Source organism: Ruegeria sp. C5 (assembly GCF_056537605.1).
Genome location: NZ_JBQFRX010000001.1, coordinates 773,401 through 798,512 on the forward strand (window position 1 = coordinate 773,401; position 25,112 = coordinate 798,512).

The 25,112-nt window shown below is 57.7% G+C and carries 26 protein-coding genes; 12 read left to right on the forward strand and 14 right to left on the reverse strand.

All coding sequences use genetic code 11. From position 1 onward, the window contains the following. Position 1 precedes the first annotated feature (1 nt). The 5 genes from scpB to argS form a co-directional block, all read right to left on the reverse strand. Positions 2-652 carry an SMC-Scp complex subunit ScpB gene (gene scpB, locus ACR0AW_RS03930; RefSeq protein WP_170567026.1) on the reverse strand — a complete coding sequence of 217 codons (651 nt, stop codon included), beginning with the start codon at positions 650-652 and terminating at the stop codon, positions 2-4. Then, positions 645-1,439, reverse strand: a complete 795-nt coding sequence (locus ACR0AW_RS03935) for a segregation and condensation protein A (RefSeq protein WP_170509855.1) — start codon at positions 1,437-1,439, stop codon at positions 645-647. Before ACR0AW_RS03935 ends, scpB begins: the two co-directional genes overlap by 8 nt. After that, positions 1,429-2,436 carry a beta-N-acetylhexosaminidase gene (gene nagZ, locus ACR0AW_RS03940; RefSeq protein WP_170732417.1) on the reverse strand — a complete coding sequence of 336 codons (1,008 nt, stop codon included), beginning with the start codon at positions 2,434-2,436 and terminating at the stop codon, positions 1,429-1,431. Before nagZ ends, ACR0AW_RS03935 begins: the two co-directional genes overlap by 11 nt. Next, positions 2,433-3,476 (reverse strand): SPOR domain-containing protein, encoded by a 1,044-nt coding sequence (locus ACR0AW_RS03945; protein WP_170732419.1) that lies wholly within the window; start codon positions 3,474-3,476, stop codon positions 2,433-2,435. Before ACR0AW_RS03945 ends, nagZ begins: the two co-directional genes overlap by 4 nt. 86 nt (positions 3,477-3,562) lie before the next feature. Further along, on the reverse strand, positions 3,563-5,308 hold the full coding sequence (gene argS, locus ACR0AW_RS03950) for an arginine--tRNA ligase (protein WP_170732421.1): 1,746 nt from the start codon (positions 5,306-5,308) through the stop codon (positions 3,563-3,565). Between the two features lie 130 nt (positions 5,309-5,438). On the opposite strand from argS, the gene ACR0AW_RS03955 reads away from it, so the two are divergent. Continuing rightward, positions 5,439-5,990 (forward strand): molybdopterin-binding protein, encoded by a 552-nt coding sequence (locus ACR0AW_RS03955; RefSeq protein WP_170422124.1) that lies wholly within the window; start codon positions 5,439-5,441, stop codon positions 5,988-5,990. Here ACR0AW_RS03955 and ACR0AW_RS03960 read toward each other — a convergent pair. After that, positions 5,972-7,129: a deoxyguanosinetriphosphate triphosphohydrolase gene (locus tag ACR0AW_RS03960; RefSeq protein WP_170732423.1), complete on the reverse strand. Its 1,158-nt coding sequence runs from the start codon at positions 7,127-7,129 to the stop codon at positions 5,972-5,974. The genes ACR0AW_RS03955 and ACR0AW_RS03960 overlap by 19 nt on opposite strands. A gap of 76 nt (positions 7,130-7,205) precedes the next feature. Between ACR0AW_RS03960 and ACR0AW_RS03965 the strand changes: the two genes are divergently transcribed. Both ACR0AW_RS03965 and xth read left to right on the forward strand, forming a co-directional pair. Continuing rightward, the gene (locus ACR0AW_RS03965; RefSeq protein ID WP_170406378.1) at positions 7,206-7,529 is read left to right on the forward strand and encodes a HesB/IscA family protein; all 324 of its coding nucleotides are present in this window, start codon (positions 7,206-7,208) and stop codon (positions 7,527-7,529) included. 280 nt (positions 7,530-7,809) lie between these two features. Next, complete coding sequence (gene xth / locus ACR0AW_RS03970; RefSeq protein WP_170611073.1) at positions 7,810-8,589, forward strand: exodeoxyribonuclease III; 780 nt, start codon at positions 7,810-7,812, stop codon at positions 8,587-8,589. Positions 8,590-8,593: 4 nt separating this feature from the next. Here xth and ACR0AW_RS03975 read toward each other — a convergent pair whose 3' ends face one another. Both ACR0AW_RS03975 and dksA read right to left on the reverse strand, forming a co-directional pair. Further along, the gene (locus tag ACR0AW_RS03975) at positions 8,594-9,745 is read right to left on the reverse strand and encodes an FAD-dependent monooxygenase (protein WP_170732425.1); all 1,152 of its coding nucleotides are present in this window, start codon (positions 9,743-9,745) and stop codon (positions 8,594-8,596) included. Positions 9,746-9,817: 72 nt separating this feature from the next. Further along, a complete protein-coding gene (gene dksA, locus ACR0AW_RS03980) occupies positions 9,818-10,240 on the reverse strand; it encodes an RNA polymerase-binding protein DksA (RefSeq protein ID WP_074736317.1) in 423 nt (140 codons plus the stop codon). A gap of 385 nt (positions 10,241-10,625) precedes the next feature. Here dksA and ACR0AW_RS03985 point away from each other — a divergent pair, with 385 nt between their 5' ends. The 7 genes from ACR0AW_RS03985 to ACR0AW_RS04015 all read left to right on the forward strand — a co-directional run bounded on the left by ACR0AW_RS03985 (position 10,626) and on the right by ACR0AW_RS04015 (position 17,473). Continuing rightward, entirely contained in the window at positions 10,626-11,471 is an 846-nt protein-coding gene (locus ACR0AW_RS03985; protein ID WP_170396653.1) for an AAA family ATPase, read from the forward strand. Positions 11,472-11,561: 90 nt separating this feature from the next. Further along, complete coding sequence (locus ACR0AW_RS03990; RefSeq protein ID WP_170732427.1) at positions 11,562-12,011, forward strand: GNAT family N-acetyltransferase; 450 nt, start codon at positions 11,562-11,564, stop codon at positions 12,009-12,011. Next, on the forward strand, positions 12,008-13,372 hold the full coding sequence (locus tag ACR0AW_RS03995; protein ID WP_170406392.1) for a DUF2927 domain-containing protein: 1,365 nt from the start codon (positions 12,008-12,010) through the stop codon (positions 13,370-13,372). The genes ACR0AW_RS03990 and ACR0AW_RS03995 overlap by 4 nt, the downstream gene beginning before the upstream one ends. A 6-nt stretch (positions 13,373-13,378) precedes the next feature. Then, positions 13,379-13,546 (forward strand): hypothetical protein, encoded by a 168-nt coding sequence (locus ACR0AW_RS04000; RefSeq protein WP_170396648.1) that lies wholly within the window; start codon positions 13,379-13,381, stop codon positions 13,544-13,546. Between the two features lie 4 nt (positions 13,547-13,550). Next, complete coding sequence (locus tag ACR0AW_RS04005) at positions 13,551-14,735, forward strand: vWA domain-containing protein (protein WP_170732429.1); 1,185 nt, start codon at positions 13,551-13,553, stop codon at positions 14,733-14,735. Between the two features lie 161 nt (positions 14,736-14,896). Beyond that, positions 14,897-16,699, forward strand: a complete 1,803-nt coding sequence (locus ACR0AW_RS04010; RefSeq protein WP_480438624.1) for a hypothetical protein — start codon at positions 14,897-14,899, stop codon at positions 16,697-16,699. An 84-nt stretch (positions 16,700-16,783) separates the two neighbouring features. Beyond that, entirely contained in the window at positions 16,784-17,473 is a 690-nt protein-coding gene (locus ACR0AW_RS04015) for a M48 family metallopeptidase (RefSeq protein ID WP_170396642.1), read from the forward strand. Positions 17,474-17,541: 68 nt separating this feature from the next. Here the strand turns inward: ACR0AW_RS04015 and ACR0AW_RS04020 are convergent, their stop codons facing one another. The 6 genes from ACR0AW_RS04020 to ACR0AW_RS04045 form a co-directional block, all read right to left on the reverse strand. Continuing rightward, positions 17,542-18,084 carry an RSP_2648 family PIN domain-containing protein gene (locus ACR0AW_RS04020; RefSeq protein WP_170733340.1) on the reverse strand — a complete coding sequence of 181 codons (543 nt, stop codon included), beginning with the start codon at positions 18,082-18,084 and terminating at the stop codon, positions 17,542-17,544. Next, positions 18,081-19,283: an RSP_2647 family RNA methyltransferase gene (locus ACR0AW_RS04025; protein ID WP_170733341.1), complete on the reverse strand. Its 1,203-nt coding sequence runs from the start codon at positions 19,281-19,283 to the stop codon at positions 18,081-18,083. The genes ACR0AW_RS04020 and ACR0AW_RS04025 overlap by 4 nt, the downstream gene beginning before the upstream one ends. A 41-nt stretch (positions 19,284-19,324) precedes the next feature. Continuing rightward, positions 19,325-19,597: a hypothetical protein gene (locus ACR0AW_RS04030; protein ID WP_170396636.1), complete on the reverse strand. Its 273-nt coding sequence runs from the start codon at positions 19,595-19,597 to the stop codon at positions 19,325-19,327. Beyond that, positions 19,584-22,376, reverse strand: a complete 2,793-nt coding sequence (locus tag ACR0AW_RS04035) for a [protein-PII] uridylyltransferase family protein (protein WP_170733342.1) — start codon at positions 22,374-22,376, stop codon at positions 19,584-19,586. Before ACR0AW_RS04035 ends, ACR0AW_RS04030 begins: the two co-directional genes overlap by 14 nt. Further along, complete coding sequence (locus ACR0AW_RS04040) at positions 22,373-22,762, reverse strand: nuclear transport factor 2 family protein (protein WP_170396632.1); 390 nt, start codon at positions 22,760-22,762, stop codon at positions 22,373-22,375. Before ACR0AW_RS04040 ends, ACR0AW_RS04035 begins: the two co-directional genes overlap by 4 nt. A gap of 112 nt (positions 22,763-22,874) precedes the next feature. Beyond that, entirely contained in the window at positions 22,875-23,798 is a 924-nt protein-coding gene (locus ACR0AW_RS04045; RefSeq protein ID WP_170733343.1) for a hypothetical protein, read from the reverse strand. A gap of 347 nt (positions 23,799-24,145) precedes the next feature. Here ACR0AW_RS04045 and ACR0AW_RS04050 point away from each other — a divergent pair, with 347 nt between their 5' ends. Both ACR0AW_RS04050 and ACR0AW_RS04055 read left to right on the forward strand, forming a co-directional pair. Then, on the forward strand, positions 24,146-24,568 hold the full coding sequence (locus tag ACR0AW_RS04050) for a DUF2852 domain-containing protein (RefSeq protein WP_480438629.1): 423 nt from the start codon (positions 24,146-24,148) through the stop codon (positions 24,566-24,568). Between the two features lie 65 nt (positions 24,569-24,633). Then, positions 24,634-25,065, forward strand: coding sequence for an RDD family protein (locus ACR0AW_RS04055; protein WP_170402989.1), 432 nt, complete (start codon positions 24,634-24,636; stop codon positions 25,063-25,065). The last annotated feature ends 47 nt before the right edge of the window (positions 25,066-25,112 follow it).

Here is a 25,112-nt window from a genome sequence, read left to right on the forward strand (position 1 = left end):
ATCACTCTTCTTCGAACAGCTCGGTTTGATCTTCGTCCTCGTCATCACCCTGCCCTTCGCCCAGCGACACAGCACCAGGGGGTGGGCGATTCTCCAACAGTCCGGCTGCGCGCAACTCCTTCAGGCCCGGCAGGTCACGGGCGTTTTCCAGCCCGAAATGATCCAGAAACTCAGGCGTTACGACGAATGTCACCGGACGGCCCGGTGTCATGCGGCGGCGGCCCAGCCGGATCCATTCCATTTCGAGCAACTGGTCGATAGTTCCGCGCGAAACGGACACGCCCCGGATTTCCTCGATCTCCGCACGCGTGCAGGGCTGGTGATAGGCCACGATTGCCAGCGTTTCGATTGCAGCCCGGCTAAGCTTGCGGGTCTCAACCGTTTCCTTCTGCATCAGGAAGCCAAGATCGGGGGCTGTGCGGATCGCCCAAGCCTCACCAACGCGCACCACACGCACCCCGCGCCCTTCGTACCGTTTCTGAAGCGATTCAACAGCTTGCGCGGCATTGCTGCCATGGGGCATCCGCGCTTCAAGATCGCCAATCGTCACTGGCTCGGCGCTGGCAAACAGCACGGCCTCGACCATACGTTCCTGTTCCGCCAAGGGCGGCGCTTCGAACAGTGTGCCTGTCTCTTCGTTGGCGTCAGTCACGTGTCTCAGTCCTCTTACGCAGATGGATCGGCGCAAAGGTCTCGCTTTGCTTGATCTCCATATGTCCTTCTTTCACCAGCTCCAGCGAGGCTGCGAAGGTTGCAGCCGTGGCCGAGCGTCGCCGCACCGGATCAGCATCCCAGCCTTCGGGCAGGTAGGTCTCCATATCCGTCCACGCACCGGCAAAGCCTATCAGGGGTCGCATCCGCTCAAGCGCTTGTTCCATGGTGAAAACGGCGTCGCGGTCCATGACGAAGGGTCGGAACTCGTCGCGCGTGCGGATACGCGCGTAGCCCTGCATCAGGTCCAGTAGCGTCGCGGAATAGGTCACGGTGCGGATACGCGTAACATCCTCACCCTGCCCACGTTTGAAGAAATCACGGCCCAATTGGTCACGCGCCATCAGGCGCGCAGCGGCATCGCGCATGGCCTGCAGACGCTCCAATTGGAATGCGAGGTGCGCGGCCAGTTCCTCACCCGATGGGCCTTCGTCATCCGGGTCCGGGGGCAGCAGCAAGCGGGATTTGAGGAAAGCTAGCCAAGCGGCCATCACCAGATAGTCGGCGGCCAGTTCGATCCTCAACTGACGCGCTTTTTCGACAAAGGTCAGATACTGTTGAGCCAGCGCAAGAACCGAGATTTTTCGCAGGTCCACTTTTTGCGTACGCGAAAGTGTCAAAAGCACATCGAGCGGACCTTCAAACCCGTCGACGTCTACAATCAAAGCCTCGGCGGCCAGCCGATCGGCAACCGAGACCGGGTCTTCGCTGAAAAGGTTATCCTGCATATACCTGCCCGCCCATTAGGGCAGATAGTTCCGCCTCGGCGGCTTGGATGTCAAGTTCCTGTGGCGGTTGTCTCCGGACCAGCGCCCGATCTGCGCGGGCTTGTGCCGCATCCGACATCTCACCAGCGGCTTCGAGCACCTTAGCACGCTCTTCAAAGGCCCCGTTGCAGTGCAAAGCAACATCGCATCCAGCGTCCAGTGCCTGTCGGGCCAAGTCGGCGGGCGCGCCGTTCAGGGCTTTCATCGTGATATCGTCGGTCATAATCAGACCGTCGAAACCGATGCGCTCCCTAATCATCGTCATCATTCCAGCAGAAATCGTTGCGGGCCGTGGATCGATCTGGTCATAAACCAAATGCGCCGTCATCCCCATCGGCAAGTCGTTCAGCGCGCGGAATGGTGCAAAATCTGCTGCTTCCAGTGCACTTAGAGAAAGATCCACATGCGGCAACTCGTGATGACTGTCGAGCGTCGACAGACCGTGGCCGGGCATGTGCTTTACTACCGGCAACACTCCGCCATCAAAGTGTCCGTTGGCAACGGCTCGACCAATCGCGGAAACCTTTTCGGGATCAGACCCATAGCAGCGGTTCTTCAGGAACGCATGAGTACCCTCGCGGGCCAGATCGACCATCGGTGCACAATTGCTGTCGATGCCCAATTCCAGCAGTTCATGCGCGATCAGACGATAGCGCAGATACATCGCGCGCTCGGCCTGATCTTCGGCATGCGCGACATGATCCAAAGGAGGCAACCATTCACGGGCTAAAGGTGCGCGCAGACGTTGTACGCGGCCCCCCTCCTGATCGACGGTGATTAGGCAATTTCGGCCAACCGCTGCGCGGAAGTCCTCGCACAAGGCGCGGGTCTGATCAGCGGATTCGATGTTGCGGGCAAACAGAATGAACCCGAACGGGTTCATCTCTTTGAACAAAGCTTTTTCATCCGGCGTCAGGCGCAGCCCTTCGGCATCGGTGATAACCGCGCCAAATCTCACCGGACGGCGACCGGGATACAGTCGGCACCCTGCGCAACCAAAGCGGCACAGAACTGGCGCGAGTCGCCGAGATCATCAAATCCCATGACGCGTAGGCGATAGAAGGTGCGGCCACCGCTTGAAGTTTTCTGGATAACTCTCTGTTTCCCATCCATATACTCGGCAAAGCGCCCATTCAGGCGCGCCCATTCGGCCTGTGCAACATCGGCGCTTTCATAGGCTCCAAGCTGCGCCAGCCGCGTTCCTTTGGTCAGCGTATCCGGGTCCACATCCAGTCCAACGGCAGCCTTTACAGCAGCGTTGATCGCCGCCTCGGTTGCACTGTTGGACGAAATAGAACTCGGTGTTGCACGGGCGGGCCGCACGGCTGGTCGCAGCGACCGGCGCACCCCCGGCAAAGCGGCTATCTTCGGGTCAGGCTGTTGCGCGGCGTAATCTGCCGGGTCGATCGCAGGCTCTTCCTCGGGCGTGACCAGTGAAGCCAACTGAACGCCTTCTTCCGGCGTTTGCTCATGCGTGGTATCGGCAGCAAGCCCCTCGGCCAGAGCATTCACAACGGCCTGATCTGTGGCAGGCTCTTCGATGACCTGCACGGCATTCGTGGCCTCAAGCCCAGTCATGGGTGTGTCTTCATCGGTCAGCGAAACAGGGCGCGGGGCCAGGATCAGCCGATCTGCTGGCGGCGCAGCTGTTCCGACCGCTGCAACAGCATTCACCGCCAACCCCTGGTGGTCAGCAGGCGTTCCGCCGGGATTTTCGGGTTGTACACGCATCGGTCCTTCGGCAGCGCGCACCACAGGTACACCGCTGACATCGCGCATGATCAGTTGATAGCCCCAAACACCTACACCTGCCACCAGTGCCAAGGACGCAACCGCCCCCAAAACGTTGACAATACGGCCCAGCCCTGCGCCTGCACGCGGGGCTTCGTCATAGCCATAGCTTTCTTCGGAATAGTCATACGCATCATGCGCATGGGCTTGATTCGAGTAATGCATTTGCTCGGGGCTGTGCTGCCCCGAGTAATCGTAACGTGCCATATCCGCCTCACCGCCCGAGTGCGCCGGAAAAGTGGCGCGCGGGTCATTTCTTGTCTGCCTCAGACCGGCGGTTCGGGCGATATTTGTTACCGCATCTCCTGCGCCGGGGTAACGCCAAGAATACCCAAGCCCGCTGAAATCACAACAGAAACAGCGCGGGCCAGCGCGATTTTCGACTGGCTTGTGGCAACATCGCCATCCTGGATGAAACGCAGCTGGGTTTCGTCGTTACCCTTGTTCCACAACGCGTGAAAATCTCCTGCCAATTCATAGAGATAGAAGGCAACCCGGTGCGGTTCATTGGTCCGTGCAGCGATTTCAACCAAACGTGGCCATTCTGCCAGTTTCTTGGCAACCGTCAGCTCAGATGCGTGATCAATCTTGCCCAGATCCGCCCCGGAAAGAGCCGCATCATCGGCAGCGATCCGGGCCTCAGCCGCACGGCGCAGTACACTCATGACCCGGGCATGAGCGTATTGGACGTAGAACACCGGGTTTTCGCGGCTTTGTTCCAGCACCTTGTCGAAATCGAAATCCAGCGGTGCGTCGTTCTTGCGGGTCAGCATCACGAAACGGGTTACATCAGGCCCGACCTGATCGACTACATCGCGCAACGTGACAAAGTTCCCTGCCCGCTTGGACATCTTGAATGGCTCGCCATTCTTCCACAACTTCACCAATTGGGTCAGCTTGATATCCAGCGGCACCTTACCATCGGAAAGGGCCGAAACCGCCGCCTTCATCCGTTTGACATAGCCGCCATGGTCCGCACCGAACACGTCGATTAGCGCGTCAAACCCACGGCTCACCTTGTCATAATGATAAGCGATATCCGGGGCGAAATAGGTCCAGCTGCCGTCCGATTTCTTGACCGGGCGGTCGACGTCATCCCCGTGTTCAGTAGATTTGAACAAGGTTTGCTCGCGCGGCTCCCAATCCTCGGGCTTCTTGCCTTTCGGCGGCTCAAGCACGCCTTCGTAGATCAGGCCCTTGTCGGTCAAAGACTGCAGCGCCGCCTCGATCCGACCCGTGCCGTAGAGCGACTTCTCTGAGAAGAACACGTCCATCTCAACGCCCAGCGCCTTCAGGTCGGCGCGGATCAGGTCCATCATCGCGTCGGTGGCAAAGTTGCGCAGCTCTTCCAGCCATTCGCTTTCCGGCTTGTCGATCAGGCTGTCGCCGTATTTCTCTTTCAGCGCTTCACCGATCGGGATCAGGTAATCGCCCGGGTACAGGCCCTCGGCGATCTCTGGGCTCAGACCATTCGCCTCGCGATACCTTTCATAGGCCGACCGCGCCAACACATCCACCTGCGCGCCGCCATCGTTGATGTAGTATTCGCGGGTCACCTCATGGCCCGAATAGGCCAGCAAGCTTGCCAGCGCATCACCGAACACAGCCCCCCGCGTGTGGCCCACATGCAGCGGGCCGGTCGGGTTGGCCGAGACATACTCCACGTTCACCTTCTGACCATATCCCATGGTCGAACGGCCATAACCGGTGCCCTTTTCCAGCACCGCAGCCAACACTCCCTGCCAAACTGAAGACGCAAGCCGCAGGTTTAGAAAGCCCGGGCCCGCCACCTCGGCGCTGGTGATCCGGTCGTCTGCAGACAGCTTGCCCGCAAGCACATCCGCAATGTCCCGCGGCTTCATCTTCGCCGGTTTCGCCAGTACCATCGCCGCATTGGTCGCCATATCGCCATGCGCCGCATCGCGCGGAGGCTCAACCGCCACGTTGTCAAAGCTCAGCCCCTCAGGCAGCGCGCCTTCGGACTGCATCTGCGCCAGCGCGTCCAGTACCAGGCCGCGGATCTCGGAAAACAGGTTCATTTCGGATGTCCTTTTGCTTGCCGCGGGGTTTACCACGCAAAGCGCCAAGGTCAATGGACGCCTAAATTTTGCGCTTGGATTAACCGCTATCAGGGCTAAGGTCGGGGAAAACCGTGACCGGAGCCCCTGAATGCGCCTTACCCTGCCCTTCGCCCTGTTGCTGACCACCGCCCTGCCCACATGGGCCGAGATGCCCTCACCTCAAGGCCACGTACTGCTGACGCTCGGTGGCGCCATCACCGAAACCAATCTGCCCGCGCGCGCTGAGAACGACGGTGGGCTGTTGGGTTTTCTCGAAGTCACACATGACGGTGCAGCAGGCTTTGACGCTGCCATGCTGGACGGGTTGGAACAGATCGAAATCACCATCCCCTACGGCCCGCCAGAGAACCAGCGCGACTATACCTTTTCCGGCCCACTGTTGTCCGACGTGATGACGATGGCAGGTGCGAGGGGCAAATCTGCTCTGCCCATGGCTATGGATGGCTATCAGGCTGAAATCCCATGGGAAAGCATCGAGACACATCAACCCATCGTGGCCACCCACGCGGATGGCGTGCCGATGGGCATTGGTAGTTACGGCCCCACGATGATCGTTTTCCCGCCCACGAATGATGCTGAACTGGCTCAAACACAAGCCAGCCAACAGGTCTGGGCCATCGCCTATATTGCGATCGAGTGATCTCCGGTAAGCCGGGCATGGTCTTGCAGCGCAAACCTGTCGGTCATGCCCGCGATATAATCCGAGACGATGCGGGCCAGCGCGGTCTCATCCTTTGCCGTCTCGATATCGACATGCCAGTGCCTGGGCATCTGTTTCGGGTCGGACAGGTAAATCGGAAACAGTTCCTCAACCACCTTGCTGACACTGGCGCGCACTTCCATCACGCTCGGTGCGCGATACATGCGCGAAAACAGGAAGGCACGGATCTGTTTGAGCTTCGCCCAAAGATCATCCGAGAATTGAATGACCGGATAACCCAGATGGCGGATATCCTCGACCGACTGCGCCCCCGAGGCCGCTATCAACGCGCGTGAGGTGTCGATAACATCCGAAACCATGACGCCAAATACCCGTCTGAGCGCCTCGTGCCGACGGCGATAAGGGTCAAGACCCGGATACTTGGCATCCACTTCGGCGAAACAGGCATCAATTATGGGAAGCTGCTGAATGTCTTCATCTCTGAACAATCCCGCCCGCAATCCGTCAAACAGATCGTGGTTGTTGTAGGCAATGTCGTCCGATAGCGCCGCGACCTGCGCCTCGGCGCTCGCATGGGTATGGAGTTCGAGGTCAAAGCCCTGGTTGCATTCGGCCAGCGCCCAGGGCAGCTCGCCAGTAACCGGTCCGTTGTGTTTAGCTATTCCTTCCAGACATTCCCAGGTCAGGTTGCACCCATCAAACTCGGCGTAGTGACGCTCAAGTTTGGTTACGATCCGAATGGCCTGCGCGTTGTGATCGAAGCCACCATATGGCTCCATCAACGCATGCAGAGCATCCTCGCCCGTGTGACCAAACGGTGTGTGCCCTAGGTCATGCGCTAAAGCGACTGCCTCGGTCAATTCGCCGTTCAAACCCAAGGCCCCGGCAATCGTCCTGGCCACCTGAGCCACTTCAATGGAATGCGTCAGGCGGGTTCGATAACTGTCGCCCTCATGCTCGACAAACACCTGAGTTTTGTGTTTGAGGCGCCTAAACGCGCTGGCATGAATTATCCTGTCACGGTCGCGCTGAAAGCATGACCGAAAACTGCTTTCCTCCTCAGGTACAAGCCGCCCCCTTGCGCGGCCTGGGTCCGAGGCAAAACCCGCTCTGTCCAAAGGTCTTGTCCTTGTCGCCTGTCGTCAGATTCCATATATTGTACGATGCTAAGGAAATAAACCTTTGGAGACCGGCATGAATCTGCCCCCAACAGTCACAGAACGCGCCTTTGAACGCCTGGCCGAAATCGGTGCCGCAGATCAGGGCCAGGCCCTGCGTGTCGCTGTGGAGGGTGGCGGATGTTCCGGTTTTCAATACGAGATCGCCCTGGATGAGCCGAAAGAGGACGATTTGGTGCTAGAGGGCAAAGGCCAAAAGGTCATCGTCGACTCGATCTCTCTGCCGTTTCTGGAGAACGCGGTAATTGATTTCACACAGGAACTCATCGGCGCGCGCTTCGTGATTGAGAACCCCAACGCCACGTCTTCCTGCGGCTGCGGCACATCGTTCTCGATGTAGCGCCAGTGGGGGCTTTGCCCCCACACCCCCAAGGTATTTTTAGCCAGATGAAGAGGGATCCGCTCTCTGACAGTCAAAGTCAGAGAGCTTCACCTGGCGCGGTCATCGGCGCCTCCGCCTGTACCGCATACTCAGTTTTGACGAATATGGTTAAGAATCCGTTTCTTCATCTGGCTAAAAATACCTCGGAGCGCGAGGCAGAGCCTCGCTAACTTGTTCGGCAACTTGCCGTTGCGTGTATTCTGCGCGATAGGTTGCCAATGGCACCGGAGGATCACGCATGAAAATCGCCACATTCAACATCAACGGTATCAAGGCACGGGCCGAGGCGTTACCTCGCTGGTTGGATGAGGCACAGCCCGATGTCGTGTTGCTGCAGGAAATCAAATCAATCGATGAGAATTTCCCCCGCGAGATTTTCGGGGAGCGTGGATATAACGTTGAAACCCATGGGCAAAAGAGCTTCAACGGCGTTGCAATCCTTTCGAAATTGCCGCTTGAGGATGTCTCCCTTGGGTTGCCCGGTGATGAAAGTGATGAGCAGGCGCGCTGGATCGAAGCCACTGTCATAGGAAAGAGAGCACTGCGCATCTGCGGATTGTATCTGCCAAATGGCAATCCGGTGCCGGGGCCGAAATATGACTACAAGCTTGAGTGGATGGAGCGCCTCTATGATCGTGCCCGCGATTTGATGGCATCAGAGGAACCCGCATTGATGGCCGGGGATTACAATATTATTCCGCAGGCCGAAGATGCCAAGCGCCCCGACGCCTGGCGCGAGGATGCGTTGTTTCGGCCCGAAAGCCGTGCAGCATTTCGCAAGATATTAAATCTGGGCTTCACCGAAGCCTTTCGCGCACGAACGCAAGGCCCCGGTCATTACTCATTCTGGGATTATCAAGCCGGTGCGTGGAACAGAAACGACGGGATCCGCATCGATCACTTTCTTCTGACGCCGCAAGCTGCAGATTTGATGCGTGATTGCAGGATCGATGCCGAAGTGAGGGGGCACGAAAAACCTTCGGACCATGTGCCGGTCTGGGTTGATCTCGACCTGTGAACGCTTACGCGGTCGCGTCGTAGCTATAGATCCACTCGTAGCGCCGCGCCAAGCGTGGACCAACCGCCATTAAGGCGGCCTGCGCGGCCAGCCTCATTGGCCCACGAAGGTGGAAATTACGCGCATTTGCGCCTGCGGCGCCAATCACTTGCCTGGCACGCGGTCGTCGAGTGGCTTCATAGGTAGCCAATGCGCGGGCGACGCCTGAGTTGTCCTGGAACGCGCGTGTCAGGACCCAGGCATCTTCCAGTGCTAGGCAAGCTCCTTGGGCCATAAAAGGCAACGTCGGGTGCGCCGCATCCCCAAGCACGGCCAATCGCCCATTCTGCCAGATTTGCGCCACGGGGCGCAGAAACAGCGCCCAAAGGTGAACCTCTTCAATCTTTGACAATATGTCACCAACCGGTCCGCCAAAATCGGCGAACCGGGTTCGCAGGTCGTCGGGATCACCCTGACGTCGCCAGCCTTCCTCTTGCCAGTCGGAACGCTCTTCTATGGCCACGATGTTCACGAGGCGTTGATCGCGCAGCGGGTAGGTTACCACGTGCCGGCCTGGCCCCATCGTCAAGGACGCGCATGGCAGTTCTTCTCGCTGGGTCCAGGGGATCGTTGCTCGCCAGGCAACCTGATGGGTGAACACCGGGACCTCGGGACCATTCAAGATCGGGCGGATAGCGCTGCGCCCACCGTCTGCGGCGATTGCGCATTCCGCACGCAGCCTTTCGCCGCTTTCCAGAACGATCTCGGCTTCGCTTGGGTGTTTATGAACCGTGGCGACAGGTGCATCCAGCCGAATATCCACCCCAGAGCGCAAGGCGGCTTTGTGCAACAGGTCCAGCAGATCTGCCCGGTGATAATAGTAAGTCGACCCAGCGGCAGGGACCGGGACCCGACTGATCACGCGCCCATTACGGTAATCGCGCAAAACGGTCCCACCCGAGATTTGTCCAGCTTCCGGGACCTTACCAGCAACGCCTAGCGCACGCAGTACCGCCATCCCGTTCGCACTGATTTGCAATCCAGCACCAACTTCGGTCAGTTCTGGGGCCTGCTCCAGAACCGTCACCTGAGCACCCTGACTTCGCAGTGCGAGTGCCGCCGCCATGCCCCCAATGCCGCCGCCAATGACGCAGAAATTCAGACCATTGATATTCATGGGCCTGCCATAACGCAAAAACGCCGGGGCGACAGGCCCCGGCGCTGTTGTTTTGTTGCAATTTCCCAGCGATCAATCGTCGCGGTGGACCTTTTCGCGGCGCTCGTGACGCTCTTGCGCCTCAAGCGTCATAGTCGCGATAGGACGCGCATCCAGGCGCTTGAGCGAGATCGGATCACCGGTCTTCTCGCAATATCCATACTCCCCTTCTTCGATCCGGCGCAGGGCCGAGTCGATTTTGGCCACCAGCTTACGCTGACGATCCCGGGTGCGCAGTTCCAGCGCACGGTCGGTCTCTTCGCTTGCGCGGTCAGCGACATCGGGAATGTTTCGGGTGTTGTCCTGCAGACCTTCGATCGTATCACGGCTGCCTGCGAGTAGTTCTGTCTTCCAATCCATCAGCTTGCGGCGAAAATACTCAAGCTGGCGATCATTCATGAAAGGTTCATCTTCAGCCGGACGGTAATCTTCCGGCAGAAAAACTTCCTGCTTCATATTTGCTCCCTCGGTATGGCCTGAAACGTCGGTTGCGATTGTATTACCTGACATTCGGCACCCCCTTCTGCGGAGCGTTTATCCGACGGGGCAGAGATTGTCACTACACAAACGTATGCCTCGCCGCCGCGTCCCTCCGACTGCTCTAATATTGAGACTTGTAACAACAAAACCTTGTTTTTCTGTGGTTCTCGCAAGGCGTTTTTCAGGCAGCTTCAACCCCTGCGATACCCCGCCCCGAACGAATCGCCCAAAACAGATTGGACTTACAGCCCATTCCATCCTTTCGCGACGCTGCGGCCCGGCTTGTAAATAACCTTGCCTCTCTGTAACCCGAGCAGAGCAAACCCAGCCCGCATTCCGCGGAAACCACATGAGGGGTCCCATGACCGCACGTTTTCAAGGCACCGCAGAATATGTTGCCACCGACGATCTGAACATTGCCGTGAACGCCGCCGTCACGCTGGAACGCCCGCTGCTTGTCAAGGGCGAACCCGGAACCGGCAAAACCGAGCTGGCGAAACAGGTCGCAGGCGCGCTGGGGCTGACGATGATTGAGTGGAACGTGAAATCCACCACCCGAGCGCAACAGGGGTTGTATGAATACGATGCGGTCAGCCGTTTGCGCGATAGCCAGCTTGGCGAAGAGCGCGTGCATGATGTTTCGAACTACATTCGCAAGGGCAAGCTGTGGCAGGCGTTTGACGCGGATGAAAAGGTCGTGTTGCTGATCGACGAGATCGACAAGGCTGATATCGAGTTTCCGAACGACCTGCTGCAGGAACTCGATAAGATGGAGTTCCACGTCTACGAGACTGGCGAGACGATCCGTGCCAAGAACCGCCCTATCGTCATAATCACGTCGAACAACGAAAAGGAACTACCTGACGCATTCTTGCGCCGCTGCTTCTTTCACTACATCCGCTTTCCAGACGAAGCCACGATGCGCCGTATCGTCGAAGTCCATCACCCCGGCATCAAAGATGCGCTGCTGACCACCGCGCTGACCCAGTTCTACGAAATCCGCGAAACGCAGGGTTTGAAGAAAAAGCCCTCGACCTCGGAAGTGCTGGACTGGCTGAAACTGCTCTTGGCTGAGGACTTGAGCGCTGAGGACCTTAAACGCGACGGTGTGAATGCACTGCCCAAGCTACATGGTGCGCTTCTAAAAAATGAGCAGGACGTACATCTGTTTGAACGGCTGGCCTTTATGGCGCGTAGCAAGCGGTGATCACAGCTTGTCATCGGTACGGTCGGGTGTCAGCATTACATCAACGAAAGACCCCGCGCCAATCGGGCCTCCAGAGCAGGAAATAGTAAAATGTCTAACGCCCTCACAATTCGCCCCTTGCGACCAGAAGACCGGGATCAATGGGCCGAAATGTGGCGTGACTACCTGGCATTTTATGAAACCAAAGTGCCGGATTCGACTTTCCAAAGCACCTTTGCGCGGCTCTTAGGTGATGATCCGAATGACTTTTCCTGTTTTGTCGCGGATTTGGATGGGCAACTGCTTGGACTGACCCACTACCTGTTTCATCGCCACGCCTGGAAGGAAGAAAGTGTCTGCTATCTGCAGGATCTCTATGCCCGCCCAGAAGCGCGAGGCACCGGAGTTGGACGCGCCCTGATTGAGGCCGTCTATGAAGAAGCGGACAGGCAGAAAGCCCCCTCAGTCTATTGGCTGACGCAGGAAAACAACCATACCGCACGCAAACTCTATGACCGCATCGGCAAGTTGTCGCCGTTCCTGAAGTATCAGCGACCATGAGGCTTTTAGGCGCAACCCTACTTCTGGCGGCGCTGTCTGCCTGCACCACGGTCGACCGGATCGAGACGCCGACCCGTACCCAGGTGATTGAAGCATCGCTACCGCCGTCTAAATCCTTCGGCGCTGCTCGTCCAAGCCCGCCTGCCCGCTCAAACAAGAACATCGCCGCAGATTTCCTATCGCTGCATTTCGCACTTGAGAGCGGCGCAGAGTTGCCCGTTTTCACCCGGTTTGATGGACCCATCACGGTGCGTCTGACTGGGACACCGCCACCAACGATGCAGACCGACCTGAGCCGGCTACTGACCCGGTTGCAACGTGAGGCGAAGATCGACATCCGGCAGATTCCAGAGGGTCAGGCGAACATCACGATCGAGGCTGTAAGCCAGAAACAGATCCGCCGCATCCTGCCGCAGGCCGCCTGTTTCGTCGTTCCCAACTCTTCAAGTCTGGAAGAATACCGCCGTGACAGGCGCAAAAGCAAAAGCAACTGGACCGAACTGCGAAAACGTGAACGGATCGGGATATTCATCCCCTACGATGCCAGCCCACAGGAAATTCGGGACTGCCTCCATGAAGAATTGGCTCAGGCACTTGGACCTCTGAACGACCTCTATCGCCTAACCGATTCAGTATTCAACGACGACAATTTCCACACGGTTCTGACCGGATTCGACATGTTGATCCTGCGCGCAGCCTATGCGCCTGAGTTGCAAAATGGCATGACACGCGAACAGGTGGCAGCGGTTCTGCCCGGCGTACTCAGCCGGCTGAACCCCAGAGGGGATCGGGTTGCGCCACAACAGGTTACTGAGACACCTCGGGCCTGGATTAACGCAGTTCAACGCGCTTTGGGGGCTGGCGCTGGTACGGCCAAACGCGTCAACGCTGCGAACGAGGCAGCGCGAATTGGTCAACAGCAAGGCTGGACCGACCACCGCCGCGCCTATCCGCATTATCTGCTAGGGCGCATGGGGCAATTCGACGACCCCGAGGCGGCGCAGCAGCAATATGAAATTGCCCTGAAATACCTGAACGCCACCCCGGGAACAGAAATTCAGCGCGCTCATATCACGGCACAAACCGCAGCCTTTGCTTTGGCACAGGGTCAGGGCACCGAGGCCCTGCCCGAATTGAACAAAGCAATCAATGTCATGACCAAGGCCGAGAACGCCGCCCTTCTGGCCACTCTGCTGCTGCTCAAATCCGAGGCACTGCGGCAGTCCGGTCAACTAGATCAGGCACGTCGCGTTCGGCTGGACAGTATCGGATGGGCACGTTACGGCTTCGGCTCGGATTTGGTGGTGCGCTCGGTCACACAAGACATCGCGCAGTCAGCCGCCACAAGCACGGGTGGATAACGTCACATGATAGTGGTTCTGGGCATGGCTATTCTGGGCGCGATTCTGGGCGCGTTGACAGCACGCAAACGTAACGGAAGCGGTGCGGATATGGCGCAATACGCTGCAGGTTACGGCATTGCCTTTGCGTTGGTCGGGCTGGTGATTTCACTGGTCATTGTCCGCCTGGTATAGAACGATGTTCCTGCCCTTCTTCGAAAACCTCCGAAACGCTGGCATTCCCGTATCTCTGCGCGAATACCTGACGTTTCTGGAAGGGATGAAAAAGGGCTTGGCGACATACGATGTCGAGGCGTTTTACTATCTCGCCCGCGTTTCGATGGTGAAAGACGAGCGCAACATCGACAAGTTCGACCGTGCCTTTGCCGCCAGTTTCGAAGGGTTGGGTGAAATCAGTTTCGATCAAGTACTCGAGGCGGTCGATATTCCTGCCGAGTGGCTTGCAAAGATGGCCGAAAAGCACCTGTCGGATGAAGAAAAAGCCGAGATCGAGGCGCTTGGTGGCTTTGAGAAGCTGATGGAGACGCTACGCGAGCGCCTCAAGGACCAACAGGGTCGCCATCAGGGCGGTAACAAGTGGATCGGCACCGCGGGCACCTCACCTTTCGGTGCCTATGGCTACAACCCCGAAGGCGTGCGCATCGGCCAGAAAGAAAGCCGCCATCAGCGTGCCATAAAGGTCTGGGACAAGCGCGAATTCAAGAACTTAGATGACACTGTTGAACTGGGCACCCGGAACATCAAGGTTGCCTTGAAACGCCTGCGCCGCTGGGCGCGTGAAGGTGCAGCGGAAGAGCTTGATCTGGATGGAACGATCAGGGCTACGGCTGAACACGGATATCTGGATGTCAAAACCCGACCCGAACGACACAACGCCGTCAAAGTGCTTTTGTTTCTGGACGTGGGCGGGTCGATGGATCCGCATATCAAGGTTGTGGAAGAACTGTTCTCAGCGGCCCGAACCGAATTCAAACATCTGGAATACTACTACTTCCACAATTGCCTCTATGAAGGCGTCTGGCGCGACAATCGCCGCCGCTGGGATCAGCAAACTCCGACACACGAGGTCTTGCGCACATACGGGCCGGACTACAAATGCATCTTTGTCGGCGATGCCTCGATGAGTCCTTACGAGATCGCTTATCCCGGTGGTGCAAATGAGCATTGGAATCAGGAATCTGGCCAAGTCTGGCTGGGCCGTGCACGCGAACAGTGGACATCGAACCTGTGGATCAATCCTGTGCCAGAGAAGTATTGGGAATACACCCATTCGATCGGCATGATCCGTGAGATATTCGAAGATCGCATGGTACCCATGACGCTGGCGGGTTTAGAACAAGGTATGCGGGAACTGACGCGCTAGTCACCGTCGGAGTCCTGGTTGCCTCAGAATCCGGAAACAATAGGCCCATTTTTCAGAGATATTCGCGTCAAAAGCACCACAGAAGAAACAATCTCGGCAAAATTCCCTGCCTCTCTCGAATTCGTGATATACGACAAAGGGATTGAAGCTGGGGGGCTGAGATGACCATTTCAAAACTACCAAATATCCTGACATCTGTTTTGACCATTACAGCGTTCGCAATTGCATCGGGTGCGACCGCGACATTGGTACTTTCCCCTGACGCCGCTTATGCCAAGAATGATAATGGCAATGGAAAGGGCCGCGGCGGCGGCAAAGGTAATTCTGGAAAAAGCAACGACGGCAACAAAGGCAAGGGTAAGTCCGGAAAAGGCAACGACGGCAACAAAAGTGGCGAAAAGGGAAAATCCGGCAAAGCTAAGGGTTCCAAAAGCGCGGGTAAAGATGCCGGCAAGGCCAATTCCAAAACGCACCGCGTGGAAAAGGCTTTCGGGTTTAACAAGAAGCAAAAGGCAAAACACCACCGGTCAGCCAAAACCTCTGCTAAAGCTAAGGAACGGAACGGCAAGGTACAAAAGACCACACTGGCGGGCTTTGGAAGAGAGTTTATACGCGATGTCGAGCAACTATTTGGCAAGCGTTCGCCGGTAAAAACCAAGTCAAGCGCGAACCGGGTAAAGAAATCGTACCGCAAGGCCTCGGTTGCTCCTGTTGAGTATTCCCCGCGACCTGTTGCTCGCACAGATTATAAATCCAAGCACTATGACAATAAGAAGCCCGGCAAGCGTCGCTATCGCGACCCGCTTGTTGCAGCAATCACCGATCCCGATGGCTCGGACAAGCTGCGTAACCTGAATGCGTCTAAGGCAGCGGCCCCGGCGTTCCGCAATGCTTCACCCAACAGCAATGTCGGCAAGATCGCGACCTATCAGGCGGCGGCGGAAACCTATTACGACCTGCGCGGTGACCTCTATGAGGCGCGCCGTGAACTGCGTGATCTGAACGAAGACTACGATGGCCGCAGCAGCGAAGACATCGCCGATGATATCGCAGCACTTGATCCTGCGGACCCGGACTATGATGACAAGCTGAGTGCGCTTGAGGATGAGCTGCGCGATGCCGAAACCTACGAGGAGGCGCGCGACGATCTGCGCGCGGATCTGAGGGATCTGAAATACGAAACCCGCGACGCGTTGCAAGATGCAGAGGCTGCCTTTTATGACGCTTCGAAAGGGCGCACATTGACCAAGGCGACGCTGGGCGATTTCCACGGCAATCTCGATCTGCCACAGCCAAACTACCGGCACAAGGACTGGGCAACGGTCCAGCCGGTGCCTTACGGTCCTGACGGCTACCGCTATTCGGACGATAAGAAGATCTATGATGAAACCGACTATCGACTGCGCTACGACAAGCCATATTCCGATCGCAAGAAGGACCGCTATCGCTATTACCGCGACCCGCTTGTTGCAGCGATCACCGATCCCTATGGCTCGGACAAGCTGCGTAACCTGAATGCGTCTAAGGCAGCGGCCCCGGCGTTCCGCAATGCTTCACCCAACAGCAATGTCGGCAAAATCGCGACCTACCAGGCGGCGGCGGAAACCTATTACGACTTACGCGGTGACCTCTATGAGGCGCGCCGTGAACTGCGTGATCTGAACGAAGACTACGATGGCCGCAGCAGCGAAGACATCGCCGATGATATCGCAGCACTTGATCCTGCGGACCCGGACTATGATGACAAGCTGAGTGCGCTTGAGGATGAGCTGCGCGATGCTGAAACCTACGAGGAGGCGCGCGACGCTCTGCGCGCAGATGTGAGGGACCTGAGAGTTGATGCTCTGGTCGCAGAAAAGGAAGCTGAACGCGCATTTTTTGAGGCTTCGAAGGGCGAGGTCTTAACCAAGCAGTCCCTTGCCGAGTTTCATTCGAACCTGCACCTGCCCTCGCCAGGCAAGTAAGGCTGGATTGAGCCGCATAACTGATCGGGCGTGAAGGGCGAGTTACCGCTTGCCTCCTCGGGGCGGGCCGCCCATATCTAACTCATGCTTCGCTTAACACCCATCCTGCTTGCCATAGCCTATGCCGTTGTGATGTACCGGATATCCGTCTGGCGCACGCATCGTGAATTGGATGCGAAGTCCACCGAACTGGCCGATCCTGCGCTAAAACGCATGACGGACCGGCTGGCTGCAGCCTTGGAGATTGATCGGGTCCCAGTCTACATCTACGAGATCGATCCGGTGAACGGGCTGGCCGCGCCGGATGGGCGTATTTTCATCACTCGCGGTTTTTATCGCAAATTTGGCAACGGCGAAGTATCAGCGGAAGAAATGGCAAGCGTAATCGCGCATGAATTGGGCCATGTCGCCCTTGGCCACGCCCGGCGGCGGATGATTGATTTCTCGGGTCAAAACGCCCTGCGTGCTGCGCTGATGATGCTATTGAACCGCTTCATCCCGTTCATTGGAGCCTGGATTGCAAATATGCTGACTCATTTGCTGGCCTCCCGCCTGTCGCGGAGTGATGAATATGAGGCGGATGAATATGCGGCTGCGCTTTTGACAAAAGCCGGGATCGGGATTGGTCCACAGAAGTCTTTGTTCCACAAGCTTGAGGATCTGACACAGCAGCGCGCGGGCGTTGTGCCCGCTTGGTTAATGAGTCATCCAAAGACGGATGAGCGGATCGCAGCTCTGGAAGTACTTGAACAAAAGTGGGGCGTGGGAGTTTAGGATAGGAGCGAGGGGCCAGTCCCACGTGCTCCCCGAGATATTTTTGGCCAGATGAATGGGATCCCGAGTTAAGTACTCAGGGCTTTGCCAAGGCGCGGCAGGCGGGCTTTTTTCATTAAGCTGCGCAAGGTCCATTGAGCACCGGATAGCCGGTTGGATTCAGCAAGGACCGCTTTGGAAACCTGCGTCATGCCTTCGGGGTCGGACAGCCAGAGTTCATGCAGCAGCCCGTCCGGATCGCGCCGCTCAAGCCCTTCGTCGGCCAACATATTCTTGGGAAAATCCTTGGCATTGACGGTGACAATGACATCTGCCGAGCTTGTGACCGCCGTTGCGAGAACGTGGATGTCGGCGGCATCCGGCAACCATAGGCGCTGTTCAACACCGAGGTTGGCAGGTCGCTCGGCATTTGGCCAATGGGCCTGAACCAGCGCGATTTCGGCGCGCGCCTGCGCCTCGCCCTCGGGGCCGAGTTTGCGGGCGGCACGAGCCCATTCTTCGAGGATACGTGCAGACCAGACGGGCGTGAAATAACCAAGCCTCGCAGCGCCCAACAGCATCTCTCGCATCACCGTGGGATAGATGACGCAGGTATCAAGAACCGCCTTCACAGACGGTAAAACACGGCTTTGAGGTAGCCGCTTTCTGCCAGCTGCGGCAGTTGTGGATGGTCCGGCCCGGCAAAGCCAGTTCGGATCAGTTGGGCCTGTCGTCCTGCCCGTCCGATCCCACGGGATGAGGCATCGCGGAAACGGCCCAGATCAGCCGCATGAGAACAGGAGCAGAGGCCAAGATACCCGCCCGGTTTGACCAGCGGAGCCGCCAGACGTGCGGTACGCTCATAGGCGCGCAAACCTGCATCCAACGCCTGTTTCGAAGGTGCAAAAGCCGGGGGATCACAGATGACGACGTCGAACAACGCGTCCTCTTCGCCGAGTTTGGTCAGTATATCAAAGGCGTCGCCTTGTCGGGTCTGGAAACGGGCAGAAAATCCTGAGGCTTCAGCGCCCTTCGCCGCCAGTTCGAGCGCCGCTGCCGAGCCGTCAACGGACAACGCCTGTGCTGCGCCGCCCGCCAGCATGGCCAGACCAAAGCCTCCGACGTGGCTGAATACATCCAGCACCTGCGCCTCGGGGTGAACCAACTTGGCGGCAAACGCGTGATTGGGGCGTTGGTCATAGAACAGGCCGGTTTTCTGCCCACCAGTCAGGTCAGCCATGTAGGTTGCGCCATTCATTGGCACTGGCAGAGGCTCATAAGGCACAGTTCCACGCAAGGTCAGATTGGTGTCGTCCAACCCCTCGAGCACACGCGTGCGCCCTGAGGCGTTCTTCAGCACGGTGTCGACCCCGGTCACCTTGACTAGCGCGTCGGTCAGAGATTCAAGATGTGCCTCAGCCCAGGCTGCGTTGGGTTGGATCACGCAGGCGTCTCCGAACCTGTCGATAATCACCCCGGGAAACCCATCCGCCTCGGCATGGATCAGGCGATAGTAAGGCGCATCGAACAGTCGCTCGCGCATCTCAAGCGCGCGGCGCAGACGGGTTTCAAACCAGTCCGCATCCAACTGCGCGCCGATATCGCGATCCAATACCCGGCACATGATCTTCGAGACCGGATTCACTGCGACCAGAGCGATTGGCGCGCGCTTCTCGTTTTCCAGCACAGCCAAGGACCCCGGCCCGATCTTGCGAGTCCGGCGGTCGGTGACGATGTCATTGGCATAGACCCAGGGAAACCCGTGGCGCAGGCCACGCGCATTGGCCTTGGGTTTCAAACGGATACGGGGGCGATCAGCTGTGGTTGTCATGGCGCCCTCATAATCGTGAATGCGCGTGGGTGAAAGCCCCGTTAACGGTTGCGCTTGCGCCAGCCGCCACGACGCTTGGGGGCTTGGGCCGCCTGCAAACCCTCGGTCAGGACCTGCGTCATCGGATGATCAGCAGCCTGTTCCGAATAGACTGCGTGCAGGTTGGTCAGGGCCTGATTTTGGTCAAGCTCTCCGGGCAGGCTCAGCGCCCAATCCAGAAAGATGCTGCGGCATTCGGGCAAGGTGATGCCTTCAATGCGATACGCCTCGCGGATCAGGCCTTTGTGGTCATTCGGATCATCACTGCGTGCCATCTTCAACCCTTCCGACAACTGCGCCAATCAACGAGGCCGCAGTGCTGTAATTGTCTTGCAACGCGGATTGCAGCTGTTCGACCTGATCGAACCCGGTCGCCCGGCACAGAAAGGCCGTACCGCCTTCACCGATCTTGTCGGCCTCGATCACCTTTCCCGACAGCAGACGCGCCGCACATTGCACCGACCAGCATAAATCGTAACAACCCTTCAGGGTTTGCGCCTGCGCGACATCCAGCAGCCCGACAGCGACCGCCCCGTCCAGACCCGAGTGTACATCGCGCTGGGGCAATCCGGCCAGCAATGCGCCCGTCTCTGCCATCAGTTCGATATCCATCATGCGGCCCGGCCCATTCTTTGCGTCCCAAACGCCCGCTGGCGCTTTTGCGCCGGCCAGCCTTTCGCGCATCTCGGCCACTTCTTTCAGCACTTTGTCACGGTCGCGCGGTTGCGACAGGAAATCAGCGCGGAAGTTTTCGATATCCTCGGCCAGACCGGCGTCGCCTGCGACGACATGGGCGCGAGTCAAAGCAAGGTGTTCCCACACCCAGGCCTCATTCTGCTGATAGTTGGTGAAGCTGGCCCAGCTTGTGGCCACCGGCCCCTGATTGCCCGACGGGCGCAGACGCATGTCGACCTCATAAAGCCGTCCCTGCGACATTGGCGCGCTGAGCGCCGTGATCAGTGCCTGGGTGAACCGAGCATAATACGTCCGCGTCGCCAGCGGGCGAGGACCGTCGGACATATCCTGATCCTGCGGGTCATAAATGACGATCATGTCCAGATCGGATTGCGAGTTGATGCGCCCTGCCCCAAGTGACCCCATGCCCAAAACCGCAGCGCCGCGCCCCGGCACCGGTCCATGCTTTTTGGAGAACTGGTCGACAACGCAGGGCAGAACCGCCGCAATCACGGCCTGCGCCAGTTCGGCATATTGCTGCCCGGCCTGCGCCCCATCGATCAGTCCGCGCAGATGATGCACACCGATGCGAAAGTGCCACTCCTTGCACCAGCGACGTGCGAAATCGAGCTGTGTTTCATAGTCGCTTTCCTCTGCCAAGGCCTGCGTCAAGTCCGACTGCAAGGTCGCCTGCCCGGGCCAATCGCTGAAGAAACTGCCACCAATCACCGCATCAAAAACCGAGGCGTTGCGCGACAGATGGGTGGCGAGCGCATGTGACGTTCCAACGATATCGACCAGCAGATCGATCAGATGCGGGTTCGCCTCGAACAGGGAAAACAGCTGCACTCCGGCGGGTAATCCCGCCAGAAAACCATCCAGTGCCAATAGCGCTTCGTCGGGTTTCGCAGTTTTTGCCAATCGCGCCAGAAGTTCCGGCCTGAGCCGCTCGAATATCCGTGCACCACGCTGCGATCGAAGCGCCGGATAAGTCGGCCAGCGGGCCAGCACACCCTTGTCAAACTCAACCTCCTGAAGCGGCACGGGTGCCGCGCCTGGTCCAGGGGCGAAGAACCCTTCGGTCAGTTCGTGCACTTCGGTCAGGCGGCGGGTCAGTTCGGCGGTCAATTCGGCGCTGCTGATCCCCATCAGGCACGCGACCCGTTCGAAACCGTCCTCTGAATTTGGCACCTTATGGGTCTGTGCGTCGTGCACCATCTGGATGCGATGCTCGACCTCGCGGTGGGCGCGGTAGTGGTCAGTCAGTTTCTCTGCGACGTCTTCGGGCACCCAGCCCTTCGACGCCAACGCCGCCAGACCGGGAACGGTACCCCGGACGCGAAGGTCGGGATCACGTCCGCCCGCGATCAATTGACGGGTCTGAGTAAAAAACTCGATCTCTCGAATACCGCCCTGCCCCAGCTTCATATCGTGGCCGGGAATCGAGAGACTTCCGCCCGTTCCCTTGTTCTCGCGAATGCGCAAGCGCATGTCATGGGCGTCTTGAATGGCGGCAAAATCCAGATGCCGCCGCCAGACGAACGGGCGCAATGCATCAAGGAATCTCTGACCTGCCGCGATGTCCCCGGCGCAGGGGCGTGCCTTGATATAGGCCGCGCGTTCCCACGTGCGCCCAAGGCTTTCATAGTAGCGCTCAGCCGCTTCCATCGCCAGACACACGGGTGTGACTGCCGGGTCCGGGCGCAGTCGCAGATCGGTGCGGAATACATACCCATCCGCCGTCTTGTCGCTGAGCGTGGCACAGAAATTCCGCGTGGCGCGCACCATTCCCTGACGGGCTTCATAGAAATCATCGGGATCGAAACGGGTTTCGTCGAACAGCACGATCAGATCGATATCCGAGCTATAATTCAGCTCATATGCGCCCATTTTGCCCATCGCCAGAATGACCATACCAGCTGCGGTTTCGACATCATTCTCGGTCATACCCGGCAGCTTGCCGCGCCGGATCAGCGCAGCAATTTCGGCCTTCGCTGCCACATCTACGGCCAAAGCGCCAAAGTCAGTCAGCGCAGCAGTTACCTTTTCCAACGGCCACGCACCCGCCAGATCGGCCAGCGCCGTCAGCAAGGCCATGCGCCTCTTCGCTTGCCGCAAACCGGGTTTCAACTGATCCGACGGCAGCGCGCGCGCCGCGTCCATCACTTCCGACAATGCCTGCTCCGGTTGCTGCAACGCGTGTGGCAACCAGTTCCTTTCTTGGTCAATCAACCCTTTCAGGTAGGGGCTAGAGCCCGCAGTTCCCGCGATCAACTCCCCCTGCTCGGCAGTCAAATCGGGCAGCGCCGCGCGTGTTTCGTCACCCAGATCGGTATGAAAAGCGCGCGGCAAGCGGTTGATAACAAGAGGCTGGCTCATGACCGTTCCAGTGGCGTGTCCTGGCTGAAACTGTTGATCCAGACATCGTGACGCCGCTCCCATAGGGATGAGATCAGCATCGCCTCCCATTCCTGTGCTTCGGGGCGTAGATAATCTGCCCTGTATGAGAGCAAAACCACATCCGCCGATAAGACGCGCAACCTGGTATCGCTGAGTTCATATTGCGCCATCGTAGGCGCATCGGCGAACTGGCCAACATGATCGTCGCGGTTGGCAAAACCCGTTGGATACACGCCCAGAAAATCGGGGCTCAGAAGTGCCCGGTCGGCCTGTGCATTGCCTTCAACCAGCGCAGTCCATACCTGTTTTTCCAGCGAGAGGATCTGATCGAGTGACGGTGGGCTGGTGTTTTCAATATCTTCCATTTGCATATGACTTGTGACGGCCGAAAATCAGATGCGGCCAGCGCACATGATCGGACAGAGTTGGCTTAGCCCTGTCCGATTGAACAGCAGAAAGGGCCTAATGTCCAAATCGTTATAGCCACTGATCCACTGGCGGCAAATCGAAAGTGAACGGATTTTCAATCCCCTGCCCGGCCAAATCCCACTCGTCATAGTGCTCGTCTTCACGAAGCTGCAAAAACACCGCCTCAAGCTGATCGTTCAAACTCACCAACTCGTCCCAGGCGTCACCCATATGAGCCTGAAACATCGCTAGTTGTTGGAACAGGCCATCTGGCAGAGGGCCAAATTCCACACTCCCCAGATTGCGAGCTGGGAAATACATATCCTCTTCAAACTCAAAAAAGCGCGACATTCCGTGGTTAAAGTCAATTTGGCCATCGAACGAGACCGCAGCAAATACTTCATAAAGACCGGTCTCATTCATTTCGAGCTCGAACGACACCTCAAAACTCAGCGCAAAATCAGAAATACCGTTTTGATGAAGCTTGCCTGCGATCTCGACGACCTCGTAATAGCCGAATGACGCCAGAACCAGATCGCCATTTGCATCGACCCCATGCACATCGAACATCTCCCCCTGTTCGCTGGCTATAGACAGATGCTGAAACTGTGCTGCTTGACCAATGTGAACGCCCTCAAATCCAAAGGCGGACCGGGCCTCGTAAGAAACAGGTATGGCCGTTCCATGCATGCTTATGGTTTCAAGCGCGACTTGCTGTGTATGGTACAGCTCCGAAATGAGCGTGGCGCTTCCGCGTGTCGCGATCTCGTGGTTCACCATCAAAAGACTGAACTCAACCTCGTGAGACCCAGCGCCCTGATACGCGCTGACCGTGCTGTCGATCATCCCGTCCCAAAACCCGCGCGGTTCGAAATCCGGCAGATCTTCTTTCCCTTCGAGATCATGGGGATCGAGGTTCAAAAAAGGCAAATCGACTTGATCAATCGATCTAGATACGCCGCCTTGCGAAGCTAGGCCTGGTTCGGTCGACAAGATGAAACTCTCCTCTGGCCCGAACGGCCAATGAGTTGTGTTCACAACATTCATTTCCGCGACCTCCCTTGATTGCTCCTCGGAAAACTATGTATGCAGCCATTGCGCAAACCCTATGGAAGGGTTTGATTATTAAGCGTTCTTAATGAAACGTTTAACCGATGGGCTGCGTCGCTTGGCCTGAATTACTGAGACGCAAATCCGCCTTACCCCGCTGATTGATCCGCCCGGTTAGACGCTGGTTTCCGAAAAATGTAAATCTTTTTCACATACCCCCTTGCAACCACCTATCCCCCCTCCCATCTTGGTAATGTGAAAAGCATTTACATCCTAGCTGGAGAGAGCACATGACCGCATTGTCCGACCACGCCGTTCCCCAAAATCCGGGATGGCTGCACCGAAGCGAAGCCTGGCTTGATAGCAAGGGAAAAGGCGCCTGGATCGCCGCAATGGTCCTTGGCTTTTTCTTCTTCTGGCCCATCGGCCTGGCCTTTCTTGCCTATATGATCTGGAGCAAACGCATGTTCAGCAAATCCTGCAGCCGCCGTTCGTCGTGGAACAGCCACATGAGCGCCATGAAACCTTCGGGCAACAGCGCGTTTGACGCCTACAAGGCCGACACACTGGCGCGTTTGGAGCGTGAACAGAAAGACTTTGAGGCGTTCCTGCACCGCCTGCGTGAAGCCAAGGACAAGGCCGAGTTCGACGAGTTCATGGATGAACGCGCCCGCGATAATCGTGATGACGAAAACGGCGAACAATCTGCCTAATCGTGGCTTGCCCTGTCCCCCCCATCGGGACAGGGTGTTTCTGCACAATACCCGGATTACAGTCTATGCCTCATCTGCCTGACCCTGACAGCCAACCCGAATTCTACCAATCCGTAGCGACCAAGCGCTTTTTTGCCTGGCTGTTCGACATCGCCTTTATCTCATTGCTCTGTACAGTTGCGATTCTGCTGACCTTTGGCATGGGCTTCTTCATATTGGCGCTGATCTACGCAGTCATCAGCTTTGTCTATCGCGTCGTTACCATCGCCAACGGCTCGGCCACACTGGGGATGCGCTTCATGGGGATAGAGTTGCGTGACGCCTTTGGCGCCCGAATGGATACGGGGAAAGCCATTGCACATACGGCAGGGTATTTCGTCAGCATGGCGATCCCGGTACTACAGATCATTTCGGTCATCATGATGATGACCAGCGCCCGCTGTCAGGGCCTGACCGATGCCTTCCTCGGCACCGTGATGATCAACCAGCGCGCCTAAAAACACCTGAGTGAAACACTTGGCTGCGCCAAAAACCGTTGCTATCA